This window comes from Chitinophaga niabensis, assembly GCF_039545795.1.
Lineage (GTDB): Bacteria > Bacteroidota > Bacteroidia > Chitinophagales > Chitinophagaceae > Chitinophaga > Chitinophaga niabensis_B.
On record NZ_CP154260.1, the window covers coordinates 5,426,566 to 5,451,304 of the forward strand.

The following is a 24,739-nucleotide window of genomic DNA, read 5'->3' on the forward strand; positions in this document are numbered from 1 at the left end:
GAATGGATTAAAGGTATCGGAATTAAATCATTTTGCCATTGCGTATTCTCAAAAAACAATTCACACTTTCGGGTAACTCTTCCTCGTAATGCGTCACGTAGATCATGGTTACGGGGATGTGCTCACAAAGCGCCTCTATCACTTTCTTAAAATGTTCTTTCTGATGTGCATCCAATCCCTGGCAGGGTTCATCAAAGATGAGGAGCGGGGGATTTTTGACCAATGCACGTGACAGTAATACTAAGCGCTGCACACTTTCCGGTACCTGTTTAAAGGAGCTGCCGGCATACTGGTCTATTTCCAGTACCTGCATCCAGCCTTTTGCTTTCTCTAATTGTTCCGGTGTGCAGGAGCGAAGGTAGCCAATGGTATCAAAAAAACCGGAGCCGGTCACCTGCAGGCAGGTGGCATCCGATAGAAAATACTGATGCAGCTCGGGGGACACAAAACCGATCTTCCTTTTAATATCCCAGATACTTTCCCCGCTACCCCTTTTCCGGTCGAACAGTACAATCTTGTTTGCGTATGATTGGGGGTTGTCTGCATTAATGAGACTGAGCAGGGTAGATTTGCCGGAACCGTTGGGTCCGAGCAGAGCCCATTTCTCATTTGGGCGGATCGTCCAGTTTATTCCGTCAAGAATCGTGTTTTCTCCGTATTTTACATGGACGTTTTCCATCTGAACTATATGTTGGAATGATGCGGGTAATGCATCCATGGTGAGCTTAGCCAACAATTGAGGATCAATCTTCAGCACCGGGGTTTCCAGTACACTGTTACGCTGGGCCAAATACGCTTCCCGACTAAACGTACCGGCTATACGCCCCTCTTCCAGGTGCATTACGTGTGTGATGCTTTCAGGAATTTCAGTGGGTGTGGTAACGAGCACTACGGTTGTTCCGGAGGCCACCACATGGTCTACGATCCCGTGGAAGGCCTGGCGGGATTGCACATCGAGTCCTATAAAGGGATTGTCCAGCAGGAGCAGGGCCGGTTTCTGAAGCAGGGCATGTGCAATCATTACCCTGCGGGTTTCTCCATTGGAGAGTTTAATCAGTTCTTTGTTTAGTAAGCCTTTGATGTTCAGTGGCTCCAGTAACGGATCTTCAGCCCCTCCTTCCAGGTATTCCGCTACGGTGGGGGCATCTGAGGAGTCCATGCTGTTAAAACGCTGCTGGTAATAAAAATCTGTGGTATGCGATAAATTGCGGAAGTTGTGGTGATGCCCTACCATGGCTATTAAGCGGCGAAAATTGAAGTAAGGGTCACTCACTTCATGCGTTTCACGGTACTTTTCGTAAAAATAATGACGAATAGTGCCGTTCAGGACGTTATTTTTGCCCAGAATTGTGTGCAAGAGACTGGTTTTCCCTGAACCGCTATTTCCGGTAATAGCCCATTGCTCACCGGTATGGATGTGCCAGGTAAGGTCCCGGAAAAGTGTTTTGTCCAGGTTTCGCACGGTAATGTGCTCCAGTGACAGAAAAGGAAGCATGCTCTTAAATTGGTTTCCGGGGAACAATGTCGGGATCATCTTTCACAAATCAAACGAGGCGCCCTGTAAATTTTTGATAAAGTTTCCAGGGACTGTTATAAAAATAGCACAGACATGGAGATCAGGTGGTATCTTAAAGCCTTTAATGCGCTCAGTCTGGAAGAATTATACCAGATATTGCGGCTGCGGAACGAGGTTTTTATCGTGGAACAAAATTGTCCATACCAGGATATGGACAATGCGGATCAGAAAGCGTTACATTTGCTGGGCTTTACGGACGAGGGGCTGGCTGCCTATACAAGGTTATTTGAGCCAGGGATCAAGTTTGACATGGCTTCCATAGGCAGGGTGGTGACAGCGCCATTTGCACGTGGTACCGGCAGCGGGAGGTTACTGATGGAAAAATCCATTAAAGCAGTGGAAGAGAATTGGGGGAAGGTGCCCATTAAAATCGGGGCACAACTATATTTACAAAAATTTTACGAGTCACTTGGGTTTTCCCAATTTAGTGAAATGTATCTCGAGGATAATATTCCTCATATAGAAATGGTTAGATCACAACAATAAAATACCAGTCAACATGACGCCACTTGAACAGCTAAAATTAATGCTGGACGTAAAGTATCACACCTATAAGAAAGAAGAGTATAGTGTAGAATTAATGCCGGGATTATCTGATAAAGAGATCGATACCATTGCAAAACACCTCCGTACGAGGCATATACCAGATGATGTGAGGGAATTGCTGCAATTCAGCAGTGGCTTCCTGTTCTATGGACTGGACGCCATCACTTTTGATGGAACGAAAGACTTTGAAATGTTGAACCTGATCCCTAACCCTGTTCGTGTAGCGGGAGACGGGTATGGTAATTACTGGGTACTGGATGTTGATAAAGACGGTAACTGGGGTAGTGTATTCTATGTATGTACAGACCCTGCCGTGATTGTAAAACAATCCGAGAACCTGGCTGAGTTCCTGCAACACCTCCATGAATATGGAACGGATATGCGGAAATCCAGTATAGATGTGGTACACGAGATTGTAGTGAATGATATCTGGAACAGGGATGATGGGCTGATCACCCGTGATGAGGCCAAATATTCCAATGACGAAGAGTTGGCAGCGTTTGCAGCGCAACTTCCATATAATTATTACATCGGCGATCTTCGCAATAAGCCAATTGGCTCAGGTTTTGCCTGGGGTAAGTTTGGACCGAACGTGCGGAGTGTGATCAGGTCCCGCGATGGTTACCTGTGGGGAATTGAGAAGAAAGCACCTCGTCCTGGTGGATTTGGTGGCGGCCGTGGTGGCGGAGGTGGTTTCCGTGGCGGCGGAGGCGGAGGTGGTTTCCGCGGTGGCGGAGGCGGAGGTGGATTCCGTGGCGGCGGTGGCGGTGGCGGTTTCCGTGGAGGAGATCGTGGCGGCAGCGGCGGAGGATATGATCGTGGTGGAGATCGCGGCGGCGGAGGTGGTGGTTATGACCGTGGCGGCAGTGGCGGCGGAGGTTATGATCGCGGTGGAGAACGTGGCGGCGGAGGTGGTGGTTATGACCGCGGAAGCAGCGGCGGAGGTGGTTACGATCGTGGTGGAAGCAGTGGCGGTGGTTTTGACCGCGGTGGTGGAGAAGAACGTGGCGGCAGCCGTTATTAAGAAGAATTCTATTTAAATTATAGGGGTGTATCAGCGGATGCATCCCTTTTTTTTGAGCCTATGTCAGGTATTCTCTGAGCCTATGTCAAGCCTATGTCGGGTATAGGAATGTACTACAAGTCCTATAGCAGTTATCCCCACTGAATTCCGGCGTTATTTGTAACTCGCCTATACGAAACTACTTTTATATTTAAACTAACACTTATCTAAACTTCTCCTTATAATCTTTGCTCATAGTGGCTTAAACATTGATACCCAATACGTAACTTTTAAGCGGTTAACAAGCCGTTAACCTTCAATTTCCTCATTTCAAATTAAAAGTTATGTTCAATCATCATGTGAAAACAACCTTGGCAAGGGTGCAGAACGAGTACGCACAATTGCTCAAAACCACGTCTTTCTCTCTCCAGGACCTTTTCAATTATGGAGACTTCCGGCTGGACACCTACTGCAAAAAGTTCAATCCGCATCCCCAGAGCGCTGAGCTCACCCAGCAGGCCAGGCAGTTCGGGGAACACTACGGCATCTGGATGGAAAATGCCAAACATTACATCAGCTGCGTATTGTATGTTTTTCCCACGGCTACTTTTGAAAGAATGGCAGCCATGGTGAAGAACAATGCCATTGACTATTACCTGAACGACACCATGGGCCGTGAGATCTTCCGCAACTTAACATCCCGGCAACAACTCAATGCCAAACACCTCATCTACCGGATGGCCTGTATTGATGAAACACTGGAAACGGTAGACAATGCGCATCCGCTGGAACTGGCCAATGCGGAGATCCTGAAAGACATCCAGCAAACCGCTCCGCCGGAATGGTTCTCCCAGTTCCTGAAGCTGTACTCCTATCACATTGCAGTAACACATAAGGATTGCAATGTGGAAGGTTTAGGTTTTATTCCTACAGTAGACAAGTACATTGAAATGCGGAACCATACCTCCGGTATGCCGCATATTGTGATGCTGGTGGAATACAGCACCGGGGTGTTCCTCGACTGGCAATGGCTGGCCAGGATCAAAGTGGTACAACGGATGAAAAGATTGCACAAAGCAGCGGCCCTGATCGGATGTTTGATGAATGACCTGTTCTCTTTTGAAAAGGAAGTGATTGACAACGATTCGGATTCTAACCTGCTGATGTCTTTCGCGCTGAATAATCCTGACATGAGTTTGCAGGACATTATTTACAATTCAGCGGCGATCGTACGTGACCTGCTGATGGAGTTCATGGACGTGGCTGCGCAGATAGAAAAGAAATGTGAGCAGCTTTCTGCCAGTGATCCGGTGAAGGTGAGTAAACTGCGCATCCACTTATCTGATCTCGATAGGAGTGTGCAGGCCAGCTGGATGTGGCAGGTGTACACCAAACGTTTTAAACGGATGGATTCTATCTGGGAAGAAACACAACTGCAAACTGCGGAGAAAGTAAGCTAATTGTCCTGCCATGTTGATTCACGATCATGCAGAGAATGCCAACAGTGTTTATCCGTGACTATGCCGTGAAAGCAATCATGCTGATTCAAGATCATGCAGAGAAAGTAAGCTAAAGACACACATCCTTTATTCCAGTAACTCTTGACTGTTATGATGCAGATGCATTTTCAGGACTTTTATTAAGGAGCTATAGTTGATAGGCTTTTCAATAAAGGCATCCGCACCTGCTTTTAAAAATACATCGCGTGTTTCTGCATAAGCATCACCGGTGGAGATAATTACTGGAATATCTTTATACGCCGGCACCTGTTTAAGGTGATACAAAGTTTGTTCTCCATCCATCACCTCCATATGATAATCCATGATGATGATATCAGGAATATGTTTTCCCACCTGCTGGATCAATTCCAGTCCGTTCTTCACCCAGGTGGTGTTACAGCCGATCTGTGTGAGCATCCGGGATAAGAGTTGCGCGCTTAGTTCATTATCTTCCGCCAGCACTACATTGATATGACCCAGATCGTCCCACATTTCTTCTTCTTCTTTTTCTTCTTTGATCAGTTCCATATTCCCTTCTATAAGCGGCAGTGATACGGTGAATATTGTTCCTGCGGCATCACTGCTCAGGGAAATGTTCCCACCCATGGATCTTACTTTACCGCTTACGATGTATAAGCCAAGGCCGGTACCTTCTATGTATTTGCTTTTATCGGTAACGAAGGGATTAAAGATCAGTTCTTGTTTTTCCGGTGTGATCACAGGGCCCTGGTTAATTACCTGCAGGCTCCACTTGCTGCTCATACCGGAGATCTTCAGTTCTACCACAGAGTTTTTGTCTGCATACTTCAATGCATTCGCTAAAAGATTGGTGGTGATCTGGTGAAGGTTGAGGATATCATCGTACAATACATCGGGCATTTGTTCTATGCTGAGTTTGATACGGATATTCCTGGTTCTTCCCATCACTTTATTCACTTCGGCAATTTTATAAAAGAAGGGCTTAAGCAGGAAGTGTTCTTTCTCTGATTTACTGATCACGCCGGATTCTATCTGCGCCATATCCAACACGTTGTTGATGATGCTCCGGGTGTTATTGATCGCATCCAGTTGCTGGTCTACCAGGGTTTCCAGGCCTTTGAACTGATCGTTCAGCATGATCTGCCGCTTTAGTAACTGGGCCACTCCGTAGATAGCATTTAAAGGTGTTCTTATTTCATGTGTAACCTGGTGTACAAATACTTTCTTAAAATGGTTGGCCAGTTTCAGGGCCTTATTGGTATCGTTGCTTTTTATATAAGGTTTGCTGACGATAATGATCAGTACAAGGATACCGCTGATCACCAGGGCATGCATGATGAAAGTGGTATTGTAGCTTAAGGGGATGGGAGGAAAGAGATTAAAGTAGTAACTGGTCTCCATCATCGCCAGGGTGCCAATGGCAATAGCGAGGCAGACCCGCCGGTATTTTTCTTCTTTGAAGATCAGGTAAATAATAGTGATCAGGAAAATGATCATGGCTTCCAATGCCACTACGTTACTCAGTAATATACCAAAGTACATGATGGAGGCACATTGGATCACATACACGGTGAAACTGGCAGCCAGGTATTTCTTCTTAAGATTTAAGAGTATTACGGAAAAGGTGACAAGGAAATCCAATATAACGGGATAGATGATGATATCCGGTTTATCAGACAAGGTGTAGAACACAGGTGTGATAATGATCAGTAATGCACAGATAGCCATACTGATGGTATTCACCAGGATGATGCGCCGTTTTTCATCTTCATCCGTTACACCGTCTGTACCGGCGTTTTGCAGAAATGAAAAAAGGTATTTTAGCCTGCGCGGAAACAGGTCCATAAGCTTCATGGATATTGGAGCGATAAGGTTCATAGCCAAACGTCAGGGGGCTCAGTTGTAGGTAATCAATCGCTTTCCGGAATTTGCCGGTTCCTGGAAAGTGTGTGTCTTAAGCTAATTAAATATATAAAGCCTTTACAGTTTTACGGCCTGTTTCACCTTCCATATAGGGACCAGGTATGCAATGCTGTATTGGAAATCAAATGCACTTTTTTTGTATCCTTTTCCAAAGCCGGGTATCACGAGTGGCGGAAAGTCCTGTTTTGCCAAAGCGCCGTTCACGAGGATACGTTCATGCAGGCTCCAGCCAAGATATAAATTTTTCAGCACTTCTACCTTCATACCTACGGTCAATTCTACCCAGTGGGCCATCTTTGTGGTTTCGGGCACGCTGCCCCGGATATTTCCCCAATAGACATTATAGATACGGTATTCCGGGATCTTGTAAGTAAATACTGCCAATCCGTAGCGTATACCTCCATAAACGATGAAGTTCTCTTTAGGGATGGTCTTTTTCAGGAGGTTATAATTGATACCAATGGTACCGGACATGCCGTTGCTGATATATTTATAATTCTGGTCCAGATGGTATACACTGTTAAAGCTAAGGTCTGAAGCGATATAGAGCCTGTCGTTATACCTCGCGTCCAGGTTTACCGTTACATCTGTACGGTAGGGTTGGAAATATTTCAGGGCAAAACGGGAAATATCCACTCCAACGCGAATACCGGCAGGTACAGGAACTGTTACAACGGGCAGCGAATCCTTCTTTTTGGATTGAGCCACTGCACTGGCAGCCAGCAGGATGATACTAAAGAGTGATACTAATATTCGTTTCATTTCCCGTTGTTACAATGTGTTGATTAACTATCAATACCTTGATTGCCGCTCTGGTATCATTGATATATTTCACAGAATCAATGGCATAGGTCATAATAACCCCGCATCCTGCGGAGATAAATTTGGGTTGACGTTTATAATAGAAGGTGATAGTAGCTGCTTTGCCTACTGAATCTGCATCCGGCTGGAAGTAAAAACTGGCCTGGTCTGACAAACGGTCCAGGGAGAACTGCATACCACGGAGGGTTTTTGCACTATCGTAAATCTTATCCTTACCTACAGCCAAGAGGATAAGATTTGTTGCGGTGGTATCTTTTTCCACAAATCCGGGACGTTTGGTCCGGAAGCGCACCCGCACTTCTGTGCGTGTATCCACATCGCATAGTTTGGTATCATCGGTACAGGCGATGAGGAGGGTGAGGATGCAGGCTGTCAGCAAAATATACTTCATAAATCCCTTTGATGGCTATGCCTATTTATTTTTTTAAGCAAAAATCCGGCCGCCTGTGGCTTATTTCAATTCTTTTTTCAAGAATATAGCCGTGTGGCTTTCTTTGCATTTACTTACTTCTTCGGGTGTTCCTGAAGCCAGGATGGTACCACCGCCTTCTCCTCCTTCCGGACCAAGGTCTATCACATAATCCGCTACTTTCACTACATCCAGGTTATGCTCTATGACCAGTACAGTATTCCCCCTGTCTACCAGTTTATTCAGCACATTCAGCAGCAGCTGGATATCCTGGAAGTGTAATCCTGTGGTGGGTTCGTCCAGTATATAAATGGTTTTGCCGGTATCTTTCTTAGACAGTTCGGTGGCCACTTTTACCCGTTGCGCCTCACCACCGGAGAGGGTTACAGCAGACTGGCCAAGGGTTATATATCCCAAACCTACGTCCTGCAGGGTTTTAATTCTGCGGTAAAGATAGGGCACTGCCTGGAAGAAGTCTACTGCTTCTTCTACCGTCATATCCAATACATCGGAAATGGATTTGCCTTTGTACCTGATCTCGAGGGTTTCCCTGTTATACCGGCGGCCATTACATTTTTCGCAATGTACATATACATCCGGCAGGAAGTTCATTTCTATCACCCTTACACCTGCTCCTTCACAAACATCGCAGCGGCCTCCTTTTACGTTGAAGGAAAAACGGCCGGCATTGTAACCCCTGATCTTTGCTTCCGGGATGGCGGTGAATAACTGACGGATCTCTGTAAAGAAGCCGCAATAGGTAGCCGGGTTGCTTCTGGGCGTGCGGCCGATAGGGCTTTGATCTATCTCTATCACTTTATCCAGTTCCTCCAGGCCTTTGATGCTTTTGTAGGGCATCGGTACCATTTTGGAATCGTAGGCATGTTTTGACAGGATGGGATATAATGTTTCATTGATGAGGGTGGATTTTCCGCTACCGGAAACACCCGTTACACAAATGAATGTACCCAGGGGTAATTTAATGCTGACGTTCTTAAGATTATTGCCGGTAGCACCTTTCAGCTCCAGGAATTTTCCATTTCCTTTGCGGCGCTCTTTGGGAACAGGGATTTCACGGATCCCATTCAGGTATCCTGCCGTGGCGGTATCCAGTTTCAGGATCTCGGCCGGTGTGCCCTGTGCTACAATCTGACCTCCATGAATACCAGCGCCGGGGCCAATATCCACCAGGTGATCTGCATGCAGCATAATATCTTTATCATGTTCTACCACTATCACAGTGTTGCCCATGGCTTTCAGATTGCGCATGGCATCTATCAGGCGCATGTTATCTCTCTGGTGCAAACCGATACTGGGTTCATCCAGGATATAAGTGATACCCATCAGTTGGGAACCGATCTGCGTGGCAAGGCGGATACGCTGAGATTCTCCCCCACTCAAAGAACGGGTGGGACGGCTGAGTGTGAGATAAGTTAAACCCACATCCAGCAAAAATCCCAGGCGTTCACGGATTTCTTTCAATACGTCTTTTGCAATTACGTTCTGCTTATTGCTGAGGCGTTTTTCCAGTGTGGCAAACCATTCTGCCAGATGGCTGAGGTTGAGGGCGCCCAGTTCTGCAATGTTCTTACCATCTACCTTGAACATGAGGCTTTCCTTTTTCAGGCGGGTGCCTTCGCATTCAGGACAAGTACTGAGTTGCATGAAACCTTCTGCCCAGTTGCGTATAGCATCAGAGGAAGTATCATTGAAATAACGGCGCACCATATTCACCACACCTTCAAATTCGGTGGACAGTGTTTCTGTGCCGTTGCCGTTCTCATCAAAATCCACATCCACTTCCAGTTTACCGTTTTCATCTCCGAAGAGCAATACGTTCAATGCTTTTTCGGGGATCTTTTCGATGGGTGTGGTTAAAGCGAACTTATATTTTTTAGCGAGTTGCTGTACCTGTTTGAAAGTAAAAGTATCCCTTGCTTCTCCCAATGGGGCAAGTGCACCATCGTTGATGGATTTACTGCGATCGGGCAGCACTTCTTCCATATTGATCTGGTAAATAGTACCGAGACCTTTACAGCGGGGGCATGCGCCGTATGGAGAATTGAAGGAAAAGGTGTTGGGAGAAGGTTCTTCGTAAGAGATCCCTGTTTCCTCACACATCAGTTGCCGGCTGTATTGCTTTACTTTATTGGAATCATGCTCCATAATGAACATGAGACCTTTGCCTAAGGTGAGTGCTTTTTGCACGCTCTGGCTGATACGTACGCGGGCATCGTCCTGTACCTGTATGCGGTCTACTACGAGTTCTATGTCGTGGATCTTGTAACGGTCCACCTGCATGCGTTCTTTCAGTTCCAGTATTTCTCCGTCTACCCGTACTTTGAGATAGCCCTGTTTGCGGAGCTGCTCAAACAATTCCCGGTAATGCCCTTTACGGCCGCGGATAATGGGGGCCAGGATCACGAGTTTCTTTTTGGGGAAGTTAGAGAAAATGTGTGCCATGATCTCTTCTTCGGAGAAACGCGTCATGCGTTTGCCGGTATTATAGGAAAATGCTTCTCCTGCGCGCGCGTAGAGCAAGCGGAGGAAATCGTAGATCTCTGTGATGGTCCCTACTGTGGAGCGGGGATTTTTGTTTGTTGTTTTCTGCTCGATAGAAATAACGGGAGAGAGTCCTGTGATCTTGTCCACATCCGGCCTCTCCATATCACCAATGAACTGGCGGGCATATGCAGAGAAGCTTTCCATGTAGCGGCGTTGTCCTTCTGCATAAATTGTATCAAATGCGAGGGAAGACTTACCACTGCCGCTGATACCCGTGATCACCACCAGACTGTTCTTGGGGATCTGGATATCCAGGTTCTTAAGATTATGCTCCCTTGCGCCGTACACTTCGATCATTTCCTCGTTATTAGCCACTGGAGCGGGTTTTTCTGCCGTTTTTTGCTTTTGCTTTGCCATATAGTTCCCGAACACGAAATTCAAAATACTAAACTACGCAATTCAGGAATGAATGAAAAATAAAGAAGGAGGAATGAAAGGAGGGTATTGAGGATCAGGGGGTTAGGGATCTGTTACCTGCTCATTTGAAAAACGGCCGTTGAAGGGAGTGACACAACGGCGGCTGAATAAAGAGCTGATGCCGGCTACATAAATTATTAAATACCTATGAAATCCTCCATATTTTCAGGAGAAATAACCTGTGTTGTTGCATCAGGGTAGTTTGTGGTAAAGGTTTGCGGAAAACGTACCTTTTCCGTTTTGCTCCATTTAAACTCGTATGCTGTCAACTTTTCATCATACTCTTCCACCAGGTCAATTTCCTGCTGCTGCGTTGTACGCCAGAAATACTGATCAGCATCAATTCCATGATAGCGCAGATACTTCACCCGTTCTGCAATCAGAAAATTTTCCCACAGGGCACCTACATCTGTTCGCGCGTTCATGGGTTTGAAATTGTTGATAATTGCATTACGGATGCCGCAATCATAGAAGTAGACCTTCTTCCCTTTCTTTATTTCGTTGCGGACGTTTCGGTTAAGCGCTGGAAGACGGAAAAGAACAAATGTCTTTTCTAAAAGGTCAATGTATTTATCAACTGTTTTATGATCACTTCCTATTGTCTGAGCAATTTCCTGGTAACTGATTTCACTCCCAATTTGTAGCGCCAGGGCTTTGAGTAGTTTTTCCAGCAAAAGTGGTTTCTTGATCTGCTCCAACATCAGTAAGTCTTTATACAAATAACTACTTGCAAGGAGTTTCAACAATTCTTCCTCCTCCCCCTGCTTCGTAACAATCTCTGGATAATAACCATAGACCATGCGATGTTCGATTAATCTTTTTTCCTCCAGCAGACCGTGGTGTTGCACCATTTCGGAAAAACTGAGAGGATACAGCATGAACTCATATTTCCGGCCAGTCAGTGGTTCATTTACCTGGCTGGATAATTCAAAAGCTGATGATCCGGTAGCAATTACCTGAACATCCTTTATTTGATCAGTGATCAGTTTGAGTGTAAGTCCTATGTTTGGAACGCGCTGTGCTTCGTCTATAAAAACAATCTTTTTATTTCCAATAATAGCTCTGAGTTTTGCTGCTGAAGTATTGGTCAATACCTCTCGCACATCTGCATCATCTCCATTCATGTAAAGCCATTCTTCATCTTGTGCTTCCAGTAACTTTTCTATTAGTGTAGATTTTCCAGCCTGGCGAGGGCCAAACAATAGAACGGCTTTGCCCTTAAATAATCGTTTTTGAATGCTGGTTTGAAAGGTTCGCTTTATCATGTTCCTGGATTACAATCCCAAAATTACATAATATTATGGGATTACGATCCCTAATTATAATAATATTCTGGGATTACAATCCCATATAATTATGTTTTTTTTTGAAAATAAAAACGTAACATGTTGACTATCAACAAAAAATAAAAACCGGGCTGAAAAACTCCAGCCCGGCCTAAAATATCTACAAAAAAACTATCCTTTAAACTTCGCAAAAGCGGCAATGGCGTTGTGGCCACCGAAACCGAAAGTATTGCTGAGCGCTACATTGATCACGCGTTTTTGCGCTTGGCCGAGTGTGAGGTTCAGATCTTCAGGGATACCTTCTCCTAGTGTTGTGGTATTAATTGTTGGCGGAACGACATCGTCCTGGATGGCTTTTACACAGGCAATGGCTTCAATAGCACCAGCTGCTCCCAACAGGTGACCTGTCATGGATTTAGTTGCACTGATATTGATGTTCTTTGCATGGTCGCCAAATAAAGCTTTGATGGCTTTCAATTCGCTTACATCACCCAGTGGTGTGGAAGTTGCGTGGGCATTGATGTAATCTACATCTGTGATAGAAAGACCTGCATCATCCAGGGCTTCTTTCATTCCCAATTGTGCACCTAAACCTTCAGGATGTGTGGCAGTGAGGTGATAAGCATCACAGCTCATGGCACCACCTACCATTTCTCCATAGATAGTAGCACCACGTTTCATGGCATGCTCATAATCTTCAAGGATCAATGCTCCTGCGCCTTCGCCCATTACAAATCCATCACGCTCTGCGTCAAAAGGACGGGAAGCATGCATGGGATCTTCATTACGGGTAGACAATGCTTTGAGGGCATTGAAACCTGCAATGCCTGCACGGGTGATCGGTCCTTCGGAACCTCCGGCAACGATCATGTTGGCTTTACCAAGACGAATATAATTGAAGGCATCTACCAGGGCGCTGTTTGAAGAGGCGCAGGCAGATACGGTACAATAGTTAATACCCATCAGGCCATATTTAATAGCGATCTGCCCTGCAGCGATATCAGAAATAAGGCGGGGAATAAAGAAGGGGTTGAACTTAGGAACGAAGTTGGCTTGCGCAAACTCAATGATCTGGTCCTCGAAGGTTTGCATACCACCGTTACCGGAAGCCCAGATCACACCAAACTTAGTGCGGTCTACTGTGTTGAGGTCTACTCCTGAATTTTCAATCGCTTCCTTTGCAACAACCATAGCGTATTGTGTAAAGGTGTCCATCTTACGCGCTTCCTTCTTTTCAATGAAGGCATCAATATCCAGTCCCTTTAACTCATTGGCAAATTTAGTCTTGAATTCTGTGGGGTCGAACTTTGTGATAGGGCCCGAGCCACTCATTCCGGCTTTCATGTTATTCCAGAACGTATTTACATCATTACCGATCGGTGTGATAGCTCCCATTCCGGTGATCACGACTCTCCTCAGTGTAACAGTACGCATAAGATTTACTTTGAATGACAAAAGTTAAGGACGCAAAGTTAGTTACTTATTATCAGGATTACGCATACGCATGATAATAAATTATTATGCACATTAAAATTGCAAATAGATGGGGATCATGGGCTCCAGGGATTTCACTTGTGCAAGGAACCAGATAAAGAGTACCAATACGGCTACACTCCCCCATACTGGCAGTTTTCCAAGGCGGAATTCCAGTTTTTGCTCTGCCACATCCGGCAGGAAATGGAGTATATAACCTATGGCCATCAGCAGAAATACCTGTGGATATGCGCCTATCAGCTGGAAGAATAAATGTCCCTGGAAGTTAAAAGTTACCTGGTGGATAAGGTCCCAGGCACTACCAAAGGTGGCTGCTTTAAAGAAGATCCAGCAGAAACAAACTAAATGGAAAGTGAACAGCACACCGCCTATTTTCCAAAGCCTGGCCCTTGCAGGAGTAGCTTTGAACCAGGCAATCTTTTTGTTCCATTGCCCCCAGAGTTTGTCTAATCCCAATGCGCCACCATGTACACCTCCCCAGAAAATAAAGTTCCAGCTGGCGCCATGCCAGAAACCGCCTATCAGCATGGTGAGCATCAGGTTTACATACTGGCGGACCTTTCCTTTGCGATTACCACCTAAGGGTATATAGATGTAATCCCGCAGCCAGGAAGACAAAGAGATATGCCAGCGCCGCCAGAATTCAGTGATGGAACTGCTTTTATAAGGTTTATCAAAGTTAGGCGGAATTTTGAATCCCATCCAGCGGGCGATACCAATGGCCATATCTGAATACCCGGAGAAATCACAATAGATCACCAATGCATAGGCATACACACCAAACAAACATTCTATGCCCGTATAGCGGGTAGGGTCATCAAAGATATATTGTACGTAATTCTGGTAAATAAGGTCCGAGATCACTACTTTCTTAAAGAGCCCTCCCAGTATGAGAAACATACCTTTGCCCACATCTTCCTGGTTAATATTATAAGGCTGTTTGATCTGGGGAATGAAATCTGCCGCCCGTACAATGGGGCCCATCATCAGTTTGGGGAAGAAGGACAGGAAGAAGAGATAGTCCATGAAATTATCCACGGGTTTTATCTCCTTTCTGTATACATCTATGGTGTAGCTGAGATTTTCGAAGGTGTAAAAAGAAATGCCGATGGGGAGTAAAAGGTTCAGCGGGCTGATGTGGCCGTTGCTGACACCATTAATAATATTGATGAAGAAGTCCGTGTACTTAAAATAGAACAGCATACCGATGTTGATAAGGATGCTTAACCAGAGTAAGATCCTGCGGGTACGTTCTTCTTTTTCAGCGTGAATGCGGTTGCTGAGATAGAAGTCTACAATAGCGGAAAGTATTACCAGGCCTACGTATGCGCCGCAGGCTTTATAGAAGAAGTATAAAGAGAATAAGGTGAACACCCATACCCTGCCCCTTTCGTTCTTCCTTACCAGCTGATAGCAGCATAGGAAAGCGGCGAAGAAAAAGAGGAAGAATGCGCTGTTGAACAGAATGGGTTCTTCCGGGTTGTAAAGTACCTGGGCTTTCAGGTTCTCAAAAAAGGACATAGGTTCTATTTTTGCTGCCATTTCTCCCAGCTGGCTATGATGGCATCATACAATAAGTTGCCTTGCCGGGTATATCCGAATGCGTTAAAATGTACATGGTCCTGGCTCCAGCCGCGGACAAAATTCTTATCTGCTTTCATCACTTCATGAAAATCCCAATACGCAATGCCATTGTCTTTACAGAACTGGATCATCTCTGCCCTGATCACTGCTACCTGTGGATTCCTGGCGTATGATATGCGGTACCGTGTTTTTCCTTTCTTCTTATAAGGCACCTGTCTTTTCTTCATCATACCTGATGGCGGGGTGGTGAAGAGGATAGTTGCTTCAGGTGCGGCTTCTTTGATGGCCCATACTGTTTTATTCATTTCCTGCCTCAATTGAGATGCAGTTATTCCGCCAAAGGCTTCATTAGTACCGAGGGAAATAATTACCAGCTGTGGTTTCAGGATCTCCATCTGTGTAGGGATGGTTTGTGCATCCTGGTTGTAATGCATAAACTGTGCACCATTGATGCCAATGCTGCTGTATAAAATTCCGGGATTACTGCTGTAGATGATGGCTCCGTAGAATTGTACGTTTGGGGCCGGCAATTTTATACTGAAGGTGGGTTGCGGGTTGTGAAATCTGATTGTAGCCTGCTGCCCGAAATCGGTGATCTCCTGTATGAATTCTCCATCGCTTACTTCTGCTGTTCCTTCGCTAAAAAATACTTCAGCTTCGGAGATATCCTTTCCGGTGTAAGTGAGGGTTCCGCTTCCTGTGATGACGATTCCTCCGGGACCGGGCCAGTTTGAGATATTACGGTCTACGATCCTGTCAGCACTCCATCTCATATTACTGCTCCATTTGTAACCATCCGGACCGTTGGTACCTGCCAGGTTATAAGGGAAAACCCAGCCTGTTCCAGCATCCCCGAATTTTTGCTTCAGTTTGTTTGCTACTGCGTTGGGGAGGAAACCTGCCTGCACATGAGAATCTCCTAAGTGCAGGATCTTAGCAGCTTCATTACTTTTCAGATGTTCAAAGAAGGGGTACAGGCATGTATCGTTATACAGGAATTTCTGCTGTGCTTTTGCACTGCTGGTTATTATTATGATAATGCTTAGTAAAAGTTTACAGCTGCTCCTGTTTATATTCATCCATGATCGCTTTATATAACAGACCGCCTATTTTGGACGCTCCGCGGAAGTTGAAGTGGGTATAATCTTTATTGGCGTAGGTGGTATCTCCTTCTACCCAGCGAGCCATGGCCCCTTCTCCACCCATCGCAGAGAAAAGGTTCCAATAGGCCATACCTCTTGATTCTGCAAAGTTATGCTGGATCTTCATCAATGCTTTTACGCCGGGAGCGGTTACGTACTTACCTTTCTTTTTGTAGGCTTTATCTGCTGTACCTACGATGAGGAAGGAAGTGTTGGGAAATAACTGGCGGAGGGAATCCACTACTTTCACCATGGGCCTTTCGTACCAGTCGAATTTTGTATTCTCCGGGAGGAATAACACATTGGCGCCGTAATGCAGTACAATGAGATCATATGGGCGAACAGACTGCATCTGCATCCACATGTTTTTGCTCAGCTTTCCGAGTTCAATACCACTGATGCCGCGGAAGGAATAATTATCGAGGAACACGCCGGCGGGACTTTCAAAACAGGCACCATAAAACAGCGTGCTGGTTTTGAATTGCAGGGTGAGGGAGTTTTGGGTGGAGTCTGAAATAAATGATTTTGCGTTGAGGCTGTTCTTACCATCCAGGCGAAGGGGTTTATTGTTGATCATCACCTCTCCTCCTCCTGAACCATATAATAAACTTACTTCTTCAAATGTTTCCTTGTTAGCCGGCTGGTACTTTACCCAACTTTGTGCAGCGGGTAAAAACACGTGACCAGAGATACCCAGTTCTGTACCTTTTGGGGGGATGTTCTTAAAATGATAATCCATCCAGTTACCGGAAAAGCTGTGGCGGATGGAGGTACGGAAGCCTGATACCACAGAAGTTGCCGGTACAAAACCAACACCCTCTCCTCCGAAATAGTGCTGGAGGCTGTCTCTCAGGTCTTGCGTGATGAGGTCGCCTTCTATCATGGAATCCCCGAAATAGGCGATGCGTACCTTCTTGCGCTGCCCGGCCCTGAGGGCTTTGAGGGCATTCACGAAAGAACGCATGCCGGAGTTCCGGTCACCGTATTCTATGATACCGGGATAGGTGGCATAGTCTATTGGTGGTGCCATGGTAGCGGCGATGGTTGTTGAATCTTTTTGTGCAGCAGCCGGGATGGTTGCTGTTTCCGGTTCCTGGGTTTCCTCCTCCTTTTTCAGATCCGCCAGGATGTCCAGCGGGCGGGTAGTATGATGGCCAAAAGAAAAAGAGTTATTGATCAATGATAATACCCCCAAGCAACATAGAGTGCCCAGGACGATCACGAAAGGATAGGGATGTTTATTTCCGGATGACATATTTTAACAGCTGCGTGTATACGTTCTCGTACGTAAAACTTTGCAAAGCTATTGTTTTGCAAGATTTAATTCATCATCCAGCTCATATAATTTATAACGTTTAATCATAGCCGTTACCCGGTTTACCCAAACATGCTCTGCGGTGGAATAACCGGAGGCATTTAATTTGGCGATCCAAACGTTATAATCTTCATTGCCTTTCATGCCGGGATACCATTTACGCTTCTGGATCAGTTTCACAAAATGCCGGTAAGAGGCGGTGTCTGTCTGATATTCACGATATTTTGAACGATACGTTTCTCCCCGTTTTGCGAGGTTGTTCCTTCCTACGATCCCAAAATGGTTGCGCAGGAGTTTGGCGTTTCTGCTGGTGCCCGCGCCGGACTCCAGCATGGCAACGCCTAAAATTACACTTGCCGGTATACCGGTTTCTTTCATCAGGTTAACTGCCACGGGTTCATACTGCTTCAGGTACTTTTTGGGGGCTTTTTGTGCTACCGATACCAGGCTGGAAGCGAGGAGACCGGAAAGCATCACTTGTCTTAAAAGCATGCTGTTTCTTTAAGTGGACCAATCGGCACAGGGATTTCACTAACACGGTGTAAAATTAAGTCATTTCGCATACATGGGTTGTTTTTGATATGTTAATCCGTCATAATTTAACACCGATCTTAATGAAAAAGCGCTGTGATGATCCTTCATCACAGCGCTTAAATATTTGATAATCATCTGATTATTTCAGGAGGGAGAGCTTCAGCTCATCCAGTTGCACCTGGTCAATCTCACTTGGTGCATCCAGCATAACGTCCCTTCCGGAGTTGTTTTTCGGGAAGGCGATGAAGTCGCGGATGGTTTCGCTGCCACCTAAGAGAGAGCAGAAACGGTCAAATCCAAAGGCGATACCACCATGTGGCGGTGCACCATATTCAAAAGCGCCCAGCAGGAAACCAAATTTATGGCTGGCTTCTTCTTTGGTCATGCCTAATGCGGCAAACATTTTTTCCTGCAGGTCCCGCTGGAAGATCCGGATGGAACCTCCGCCGATCTCCGTACCATTCAATACAATATCATAAGCGTTGGCTTTGATCTTTGCATATTGGCTCAGGTCATCCATCAGGTGAATGTGTTCCGGTTTCGGAGCTGTGAATGGATGGTGACGGGCAACCCAGCGGTTATCTTCTTCTGCATATTCAAACAGCGGGAAGTCTATTACCCAGAGAGGTTTGTACACATCCTTATCACGGAAACCAAGGCGCTCGCCCATTTCCAGGCGAAGTTCGCTCATGGCTTTGCGGGTGCGTTCTTCTTTACCAGCCAGGATGAGGATCAGGTCGCCGGGTTTAGCCTGGCACTGATCTGCAAACAGTTGCAGGGCCTGTTCGTTAAAGAATTTATCTACGGAGCTTTTCAGCGTACCATCTGTATTATACCTTATATAGATAAGGCCCGTCATGCCTATCTGCGGACGTTTTACCCAATCCGTCAGTTCATCCAGTTGTTTGCGGGTGTATTCGCTGCAACCGCCTGCATTGATCCCTACTACCAGTTCAGCTTCGTCAAACACCTTGAAACCATTGCCACGGGCGGTTTCACCGAGGTCTACCAGTTTCATTTCGAAACGGATATCCGGTTTATCGTTGCCGTAATATTTCATGGCATCGTCCCAGGTCATGCGGGGGAAGGGTTCATTAAAAGTGATCCCTTTGATCTCCTGGAAAACGTGTTTGGTCATTTCCTCGAAGTTCTGCAGGATATCCTCCTGGTCAACGAAGCTCATTTCACAGTCGATCTGTGTGAACTCCGGCTGGCGGTCTGCGCGCAGATCTTCATCCCGGAAACATTTAACGATCTGGTAGTAACGATCGTAACCGCTCACCATCAGCAGTTGTTTGAAAGTTTGCGGGGATTGGGGCAAAGCGTAGAACTGGTTATCGTTCATACGGCTGGGCACCACAAAATCACGCGCACCTTCCGGGGTGGATTTAATGAGGTAAGGTGTTTCTATATCCATGAACCCACGGCTGTCCAGGAAGTTCCGTACGGAACGGTTTACGCGGTAGCGGAGGGTCAGGTTTTGTTTCACCAGGTTCCTTCTGAGGTCCAGGTAGCGGTATTTCATACGCAGTTCGTCACCTCCGTCCGTATCATCCTGAATGGTGAAGGGCGGGGTTTTGGAACCGTTGAGTATTTGAAAATCCGACACAGTGATCTCGATATCGCCGGTGGGGATATTTTTATTTTTGCTGGAACGTTCAGTAACAGCGCCACTTACCTGTAGCACGAATTCACGGCCCAGGGGTTGGTTTTGCAACTGAGGGTTCAGTGCTTCAGGGAATAATAATTGCGTGATACCATAACGGTCACGTAAGTCTACGAATGTAATACTTCCAAACTTGCGAACGGTTTGCACCCATCCAGCCAGCTTAACCGGCTGGCTTACATGTTCTATGCGCAATTCACCACATGTGTGCGATCTGTACATTATACTATTCTATTTAATAAGGAGGTCAAAGATAAGATATGAACGCCTGAAAATCTACCGTAAAGCATTAAAATACCGTTTAATATCTATTTCCTGCTGTAATGGGGCAGCTTCCAGGAGGTGTTTTACAAATTGACCGGCAGCCCAGGGAGCCAGGGAGCAACCTTTGGAGCCCATTCCATTGAAAATACCAATGTGTGGCTGATGGGGATGTATTCCAACCAGTGGCCGCCTGTCTGGTCCGGATGGACGGATGGCTGCAATGTGGTCTATGACTTTGTGAGGGATGGTTTTGAGGCCTGCTTCCAAGGTGGCTTTTGCTGTTTCACTGGGCAAAACATCTGTATAATCCCAGGAAAAAGTAGCGCCGGCCCAGTAAAGATCTTCTCCCATGGGCACTATAGTGAGGTTTCCTCTCTTTATAATGTGGCTGGTTTTGAGTTCCGGAGCACTAATAATCAGTGCTTCTCCTTTATTGGGAAGGAATTTGAGCTTTTTCCAATAAGGGTTAGCGGGACTTTGCGCGCCTTCGCAGAAAATAACAGCTTTGGCTTTGACGCCTTGATATTCAATGCCTGTTGTGCTGATGTTTACCTCTGTGGCATTGAAGCGCTCTTCTTTTATGTTGATTTTTTTACGCCATGCGGGGAGCAGTGTATTTAATTGAATGTTAGCGCCTTTTACGAATGTTGGTTCTAACAGGTAGGGGTTGTTTTTCATGGCTTCCTTAAATGCCCGTTCCATCTGCTCCGAGGGCCAGATATTCTGGATCAGCCGTTCATGAAAACAGGTGATGCCCAGTGCAGCCTCCATCTCATGGTAGGTGTTTTCAGCAAAGGGGAAGATAGTATCGTACAGCCAGGCGGTTTCAAATTTTCTGCCGGAAACGGGATTGATGATCCCTGCGGCTACACGGGAAGCACTGTTGGGCAGGGCATCATCATAGACCAGTACCTGCTGCCCTGCTTTTTGGAGGAACCAGCTGAGCATGGTACCTGCAATCCCTTGTCCTATTATTATATAATCGTAATTCACCGGCACAAAAGTAGTCTATAAAAAATCCCCGTCACCAATGGTAACGGGGATCGTTATTTTATCAGGAGTACCTTATTTTTTCAGTACTTCTGCCATTTTCTTTCCGATATCCGCAGGACTGTCCACCACGTGAACGCCACATTCGCGCATGATCTTCATTTTTGCGGCAGCAGTATCGTCAGCACCACCAACGATAGCACCAGCGTGACCCATACGGCGGCCCGGAGGAGCAGTTTGGCCAGCAATGAAACCTACAACAGGTTTGCGGGGGTTTTCCTTGATCCAGTAAGCAGCTTCTGCTTCCATGCTACCACCGATCTCACCGATCATGATGATGGCATCTGTTTCAGGATCGTTCATCAGCAGTTCCACGGCTTCTTTGGTAGGGGTACCAATGATGGGATCTCCGCCGATACCGATAGCTGTAGAAACACCCAGACCGGCTTTCACCACCTGGTCAGCAGCTTCGTAAGTGAGGGTACCGGATTTGGATACGATACCTACACGGCCTTTTTTGAAGATAAAGCCGGGCATGATACCCACTTTTGCTTCATCCGCAGTGATCACACCAGGGCAGTTTGGCCCGATCAGGCGGGTATTATGGTTTACGAGGTAATTTTTAGCTTTCACCATGTCCTGTACGGGAATGCCTTCGGTAATGCAAATTACCAGTGCAACTCCTGCATCAGCAGCCTCCATGATAGCATCTGCGGCAAATGCCGGAGGAACGAAAATGATGGATACATTTGCTCCGGTTTCTTTTACGGCATCGGCCACTGTATTGAATACAGGGCGGTCCAGATGGCTTTTGCCAGCTTTACCGGGCGTTACGCCACCTACTACATTGGTACCGTACTCAATCATTTGAGTGGCATGGAAAGTACCTTCAGTACCGGTAAATCCCTGCACAATCACTTTACTATCCTTATTAACTAAAACACTCATCGCGCTTGATTTATTTAATTGTGTTATTGATCCTTTGATTTAAGGTGGGGCAAAAATAACGGATAAAGGTTAAAAACAAAAGGATTAAGTCCGGGAGGGGCTTTCCCCATCCTTTTTAGTCCTCCAGCCCTTGTCCCTGAACATTTCTGTTTTGCGCATCTCCTTAATATCCTGGAAGAATTCGGAGGCGAATATGAAATCGTTCAGTTTCTGATCGTCCGCGAAGATAATATCTTCATTGCTACCTTCCCACTGTTTGAGGCCCTCGTGCATATATACAATATGGTCACCGCTTTCCATTACGGTGTTCATATCATGGGTATTCACCACGGTGGTAATGTTGTATTCTACGGTAATATCCTTGATGAGCTTGTCGATTACGAGGGAAGTCTGGGGGTCGAGGCCGGAATTGGGCTCATCCACAAAGAGGTATTTGGGGTTCAGTACAATAGCGCGGGCAATCCCTACGCGTTTTTTCATCCCGCCGCTTATTTCGGCGGGGAACTTTTTATTGGCATCTTTCAGGTTTACCCTGTCCAGGCATTCCTGCGCCCTTTTTTTTCTGACCTTGTATTTTTCTTTGGAGAACATATCCAGTGGGAACATGATATTCTGTTCCACGGTCATACTGTCAAAAAGGGCCGAGCCCTGGAACAGCATGCCTATTTCCTGGCGGATGGGTTTCTTTTCTTTGTCGTCCATGGCGGTAAAGTCCTGCCCATCATACTTGATCTTCCCACTGTCCACCTGTATGAGGCCCACCATACATTTCATCAATACTGTTTTTCCGCTACCACTGGCGCCAATGATCAGGTTGGTTTTACCCGGTTCCATATTAACAGAAACGTCCTGAAGGATTGTTTTATCTCCGAAGCTTTTGCGAATATTGATCACTTCTATCATATCTCGGTCTTCTCTTTTGAATTTTTAAAGCAGGATAGCTGCCAGGATGTAATCGGCGAACAGGATCAGGATACAGCTTACTACTACGGATGTGGTACTGGCGCGGCCTATTTCCAATGCACCACCGGTAACATTATATCCGTAATAAGCCGGGATACTGGATATAATGAAGGCATAGGTATAAGATTTACTCAGGGCAAAGAACACATTGTATCCATCGAACGAGGCGCGAAGGCCCTGCATAAATTCTTCATGAGAGATAATACCGCTGAGTTTACCAGCCTGCATTCCCCCCCAGATACCCAGAAAGGCTGCAATGATCACCAGGGCAGGAATGGTAATAAGGGATGCCAGGATCTTGGGGAAGATCAAATAGGCCTTTGTGTTGATGCCCATGATCTCCTGTGCATCTATCTGTTCAGAGATGCGCATATTTCCCAGTTCAGAGGCAATCTTGGAACCCACAACCCCGCCCAATACAATACAAACCATGGTGGGGGCCAGTTCTATGATCATGGTATCCCGTACGATCTGTGCAATAGTGGATTTGGGAATAAGTCCGCTGGTCAGCTGGTAAGCCGTTTGCACGGTGGTTACAGCACCCAGGAAGAGAGAGATAATAAATACTATCCCTACCGACCCTACGCCGATCTCTACACATTGATGCATCAATTCTTTCCAGTACATCCGCATGTTCTCCGGCCGGGTGAACATTCCTTTGAGCATCAGCAGGAACCTGCCAAAATGGTAAAACAATTTAAACTCCATAACTTTTCAAAGATAACGGATTTAACATATCTAACGCAGGCTATCTACCAGCAAACGTTTCAGGCTTCTTTCTATGATCTCTCCCATGGTTTTGCTTTTGGCAAATACGGGATCATGATAATGTTGCGCCAGTTCTTCTCCCAGGCGGGTGATCTTTTCAGGGAAAGATACCCTGTCTGTCATGATCACATCCCTGAGATCTTTGATCCGGTGGCGCTGTACTTTAATACGGCGGGCAATGAGGGAACGTTCTTCCTGCTGGTATTGTTTCACCACTTCTGCATTGAGGTGTTTCATGGCCAGCTCTACAAACACCCTGTTCTCCTTGAAGAACTGTGGCATATAGAGGGTTTTCTTTCCTTCATAGAATTGCTGATCGAAGTCGATAGCCCGTATGCGGAACTGCACATCATCAAAGTCTGGCGTAATATCGAAGATGAAATTATAGGAACGCATATCACCCAGTAACCGCACAAAACAACGTTCGTTGAACTTCACAAATTCCTTGGCGATCCTTTTGGGATTGAATTCCGGGCGGTTCATGTAATCTTTTGCAAACTGATCCCCGGGTACACCGGCGATGTGTTCTTCCACCAGTGTATTGCCATCTACAAGGAAGTTCATCCAGAAAGGGGACAAGATATGTTCCAGTTCCAGACCATAAATACGGGAGGCATCCGCAATTTTAATATAAAAATAATCGTACACCTCGTTAAAGTTGTTGACGATCTTGATGCGGAAAGGGTGGGAGTTACCAAAAGTGCAATAGTCGATCCTTTCGATGTGCAGGTGTTCTTCCGCCGTCTGGTCCCCTCCTGCTTTGAGGATGGAGTAGATACGTTTAAGGCCTGCATGGATGGAAGGCGTCATGCTCTGTGGATAGAACACAGACTCCCAGAGGGTATCCTTGCCCTGTTTATCGTATACGGGGATGCCGTTATCATAGTATTTCAGCTCCTCGTAAGAAATGGGCAATGGCACTTCGCGTTCATATAACCTCAGGTATTTCCTGAAAGCCGGGTTGAGCGGGAAGAATATTTTTTTGCGGGAGATGGATTGCATGATCCCCGAAGTTAAGAAAAGCCGGTCTTACAGACCGGCTTCTA

Annotated in this window: 20 protein-coding genes; 3 read left to right on the plus strand and 17 right to left on the minus strand. The window is 46.1% G+C overall.

All coding sequences use genetic code 11. The features are described from left to right. Positions 1-22 precede the first annotated feature (22 nt). The gene (locus AAHN97_RS21500; protein WP_343304151.1) at positions 23-1,495 is read right to left on the minus strand and encodes an ATP-binding cassette domain-containing protein; all 1,473 of its coding nucleotides are present in this window, start codon (positions 1,493-1,495) and stop codon (positions 23-25) included. A gap of 114 nt (positions 1,496-1,609) precedes the next feature. On the opposite strand from AAHN97_RS21500, the gene AAHN97_RS21505 reads away from it, so the two are divergent. The 3 genes from AAHN97_RS21505 to AAHN97_RS21515 all read left to right on the plus strand — a co-directional run bounded on the left by AAHN97_RS21505 (position 1,610) and on the right by AAHN97_RS21515 (position 4,585). Further along, positions 1,610-2,062 (plus strand): GNAT family N-acetyltransferase, encoded by a 453-nt coding sequence (locus AAHN97_RS21505; protein ID WP_343304152.1) that lies wholly within the window; start codon positions 1,610-1,612, stop codon positions 2,060-2,062. 13 nt (positions 2,063-2,075) lie between these two features. Then, positions 2,076-3,146 carry an SMI1/KNR4 family protein gene (locus AAHN97_RS21510; protein WP_343304153.1) on the plus strand — a complete coding sequence of 357 codons (1,071 nt, stop codon included), beginning with the start codon at positions 2,076-2,078 and terminating at the stop codon, positions 3,144-3,146. A gap of 323 nt (positions 3,147-3,469) precedes the next feature. Further along, positions 3,470-4,585, plus strand: a complete 1,116-nt coding sequence (locus AAHN97_RS21515; RefSeq protein ID WP_343304154.1) for a terpene synthase family protein — start codon at positions 3,470-3,472, stop codon at positions 4,583-4,585. A 126-nt stretch (positions 4,586-4,711) separates the two neighbouring features. Here the strand turns inward: AAHN97_RS21515 and AAHN97_RS21520 are convergent, their stop codons facing one another. The 16 genes from AAHN97_RS21520 to AAHN97_RS21595 all read right to left on the minus strand — a co-directional run bounded on the left by AAHN97_RS21520 (position 4,712) and on the right by AAHN97_RS21595 (position 24,695). Then, positions 4,712-6,448 carry a hybrid sensor histidine kinase/response regulator gene (locus AAHN97_RS21520; protein WP_343304155.1) on the minus strand — a complete coding sequence of 579 codons (1,737 nt, stop codon included), beginning with the start codon at positions 6,446-6,448 and terminating at the stop codon, positions 4,712-4,714. Between the two features lie 135 nt (positions 6,449-6,583). After that, on the minus strand, positions 6,584-7,288 hold the full coding sequence (locus tag AAHN97_RS21525) for a DUF6048 family protein (RefSeq protein WP_343304156.1): 705 nt from the start codon (positions 7,286-7,288) through the stop codon (positions 6,584-6,586). Next, complete coding sequence (locus AAHN97_RS21530; protein ID WP_343304157.1) at positions 7,260-7,739, minus strand: DUF6452 family protein; 480 nt, start codon at positions 7,737-7,739, stop codon at positions 7,260-7,262. Before AAHN97_RS21530 ends, AAHN97_RS21525 begins: the two co-directional genes overlap by 29 nt. Positions 7,740-7,799: 60 nt before the next feature. Further along, a complete protein-coding gene (gene uvrA, locus AAHN97_RS21535; protein ID WP_430516952.1) occupies positions 7,800-10,679 on the minus strand; it encodes an excinuclease ABC subunit UvrA in 2,880 nt (959 codons plus the stop codon). A gap of 197 nt (positions 10,680-10,876) precedes the next feature. Then, positions 10,877-12,004 carry an ATP-binding protein gene (locus tag AAHN97_RS21540; RefSeq protein ID WP_343304158.1) on the minus strand — a complete coding sequence of 376 codons (1,128 nt, stop codon included), beginning with the start codon at positions 12,002-12,004 and terminating at the stop codon, positions 10,877-10,879. Between the two features lie 192 nt (positions 12,005-12,196). After that, positions 12,197-13,459 carry a beta-ketoacyl-ACP synthase II gene (gene fabF, locus AAHN97_RS21545; protein ID WP_343304159.1) on the minus strand — a complete coding sequence of 421 codons (1,263 nt, stop codon included), beginning with the start codon at positions 13,457-13,459 and terminating at the stop codon, positions 12,197-12,199. A 93-nt stretch (positions 13,460-13,552) separates the two neighbouring features. Next, positions 13,553-15,040 (minus strand): MBOAT family O-acyltransferase, encoded by a 1,488-nt coding sequence (locus AAHN97_RS21550; protein ID WP_343304160.1) that lies wholly within the window; start codon positions 15,038-15,040, stop codon positions 13,553-13,555. A 5-nt stretch (positions 15,041-15,045) separates the two neighbouring features. Next, positions 15,046-16,182 (minus strand): GDSL-type esterase/lipase family protein, encoded by a 1,137-nt coding sequence (locus AAHN97_RS21555; RefSeq protein ID WP_343304161.1) that lies wholly within the window; start codon positions 16,180-16,182, stop codon positions 15,046-15,048. Next, entirely contained in the window at positions 16,157-17,500 is a 1,344-nt protein-coding gene (locus AAHN97_RS21560; RefSeq protein WP_343304162.1) for a hypothetical protein, read from the minus strand. Before AAHN97_RS21560 ends, AAHN97_RS21555 begins: the two co-directional genes overlap by 26 nt. Positions 17,501-17,548: 48 nt before the next feature. Then, on the minus strand, positions 17,549-18,052 hold the full coding sequence (locus AAHN97_RS21565) for a glucosaminidase domain-containing protein (RefSeq protein ID WP_343304163.1): 504 nt from the start codon (positions 18,050-18,052) through the stop codon (positions 17,549-17,551). A 181-nt stretch (positions 18,053-18,233) separates the two neighbouring features. After that, a complete protein-coding gene (gene aspS, locus AAHN97_RS21570; RefSeq protein ID WP_343304164.1) occupies positions 18,234-19,982 on the minus strand; it encodes an aspartate--tRNA ligase in 1,749 nt (582 codons plus the stop codon). A gap of 54 nt (positions 19,983-20,036) precedes the next feature. After that, positions 20,037-21,017 carry an NAD(P)/FAD-dependent oxidoreductase gene (locus AAHN97_RS21575; protein WP_343304165.1) on the minus strand — a complete coding sequence of 327 codons (981 nt, stop codon included), beginning with the start codon at positions 21,015-21,017 and terminating at the stop codon, positions 20,037-20,039. 72 nt (positions 21,018-21,089) lie between these two features. Continuing rightward, entirely contained in the window at positions 21,090-21,962 is an 873-nt protein-coding gene (gene sucD / locus AAHN97_RS21580; RefSeq protein WP_343304166.1) for a succinate--CoA ligase subunit alpha, read from the minus strand. An 84-nt stretch (positions 21,963-22,046) separates the two neighbouring features. After that, on the minus strand, positions 22,047-22,865 hold the full coding sequence (locus AAHN97_RS21585) for an ABC transporter ATP-binding protein (protein ID WP_343304167.1): 819 nt from the start codon (positions 22,863-22,865) through the stop codon (positions 22,047-22,049). A gap of 24 nt (positions 22,866-22,889) precedes the next feature. Then, positions 22,890-23,633 (minus strand): MlaE family ABC transporter permease, encoded by a 744-nt coding sequence (locus AAHN97_RS21590; protein ID WP_343304168.1) that lies wholly within the window; start codon positions 23,631-23,633, stop codon positions 22,890-22,892. Positions 23,634-23,663: 30 nt separating this feature from the next. Next, positions 23,664-24,695, minus strand: a complete 1,032-nt coding sequence (locus AAHN97_RS21595) for a hypothetical protein (RefSeq protein WP_343304169.1) — start codon at positions 24,693-24,695, stop codon at positions 23,664-23,666. Between the last annotated feature and the right edge of the window lie 44 nt (positions 24,696-24,739).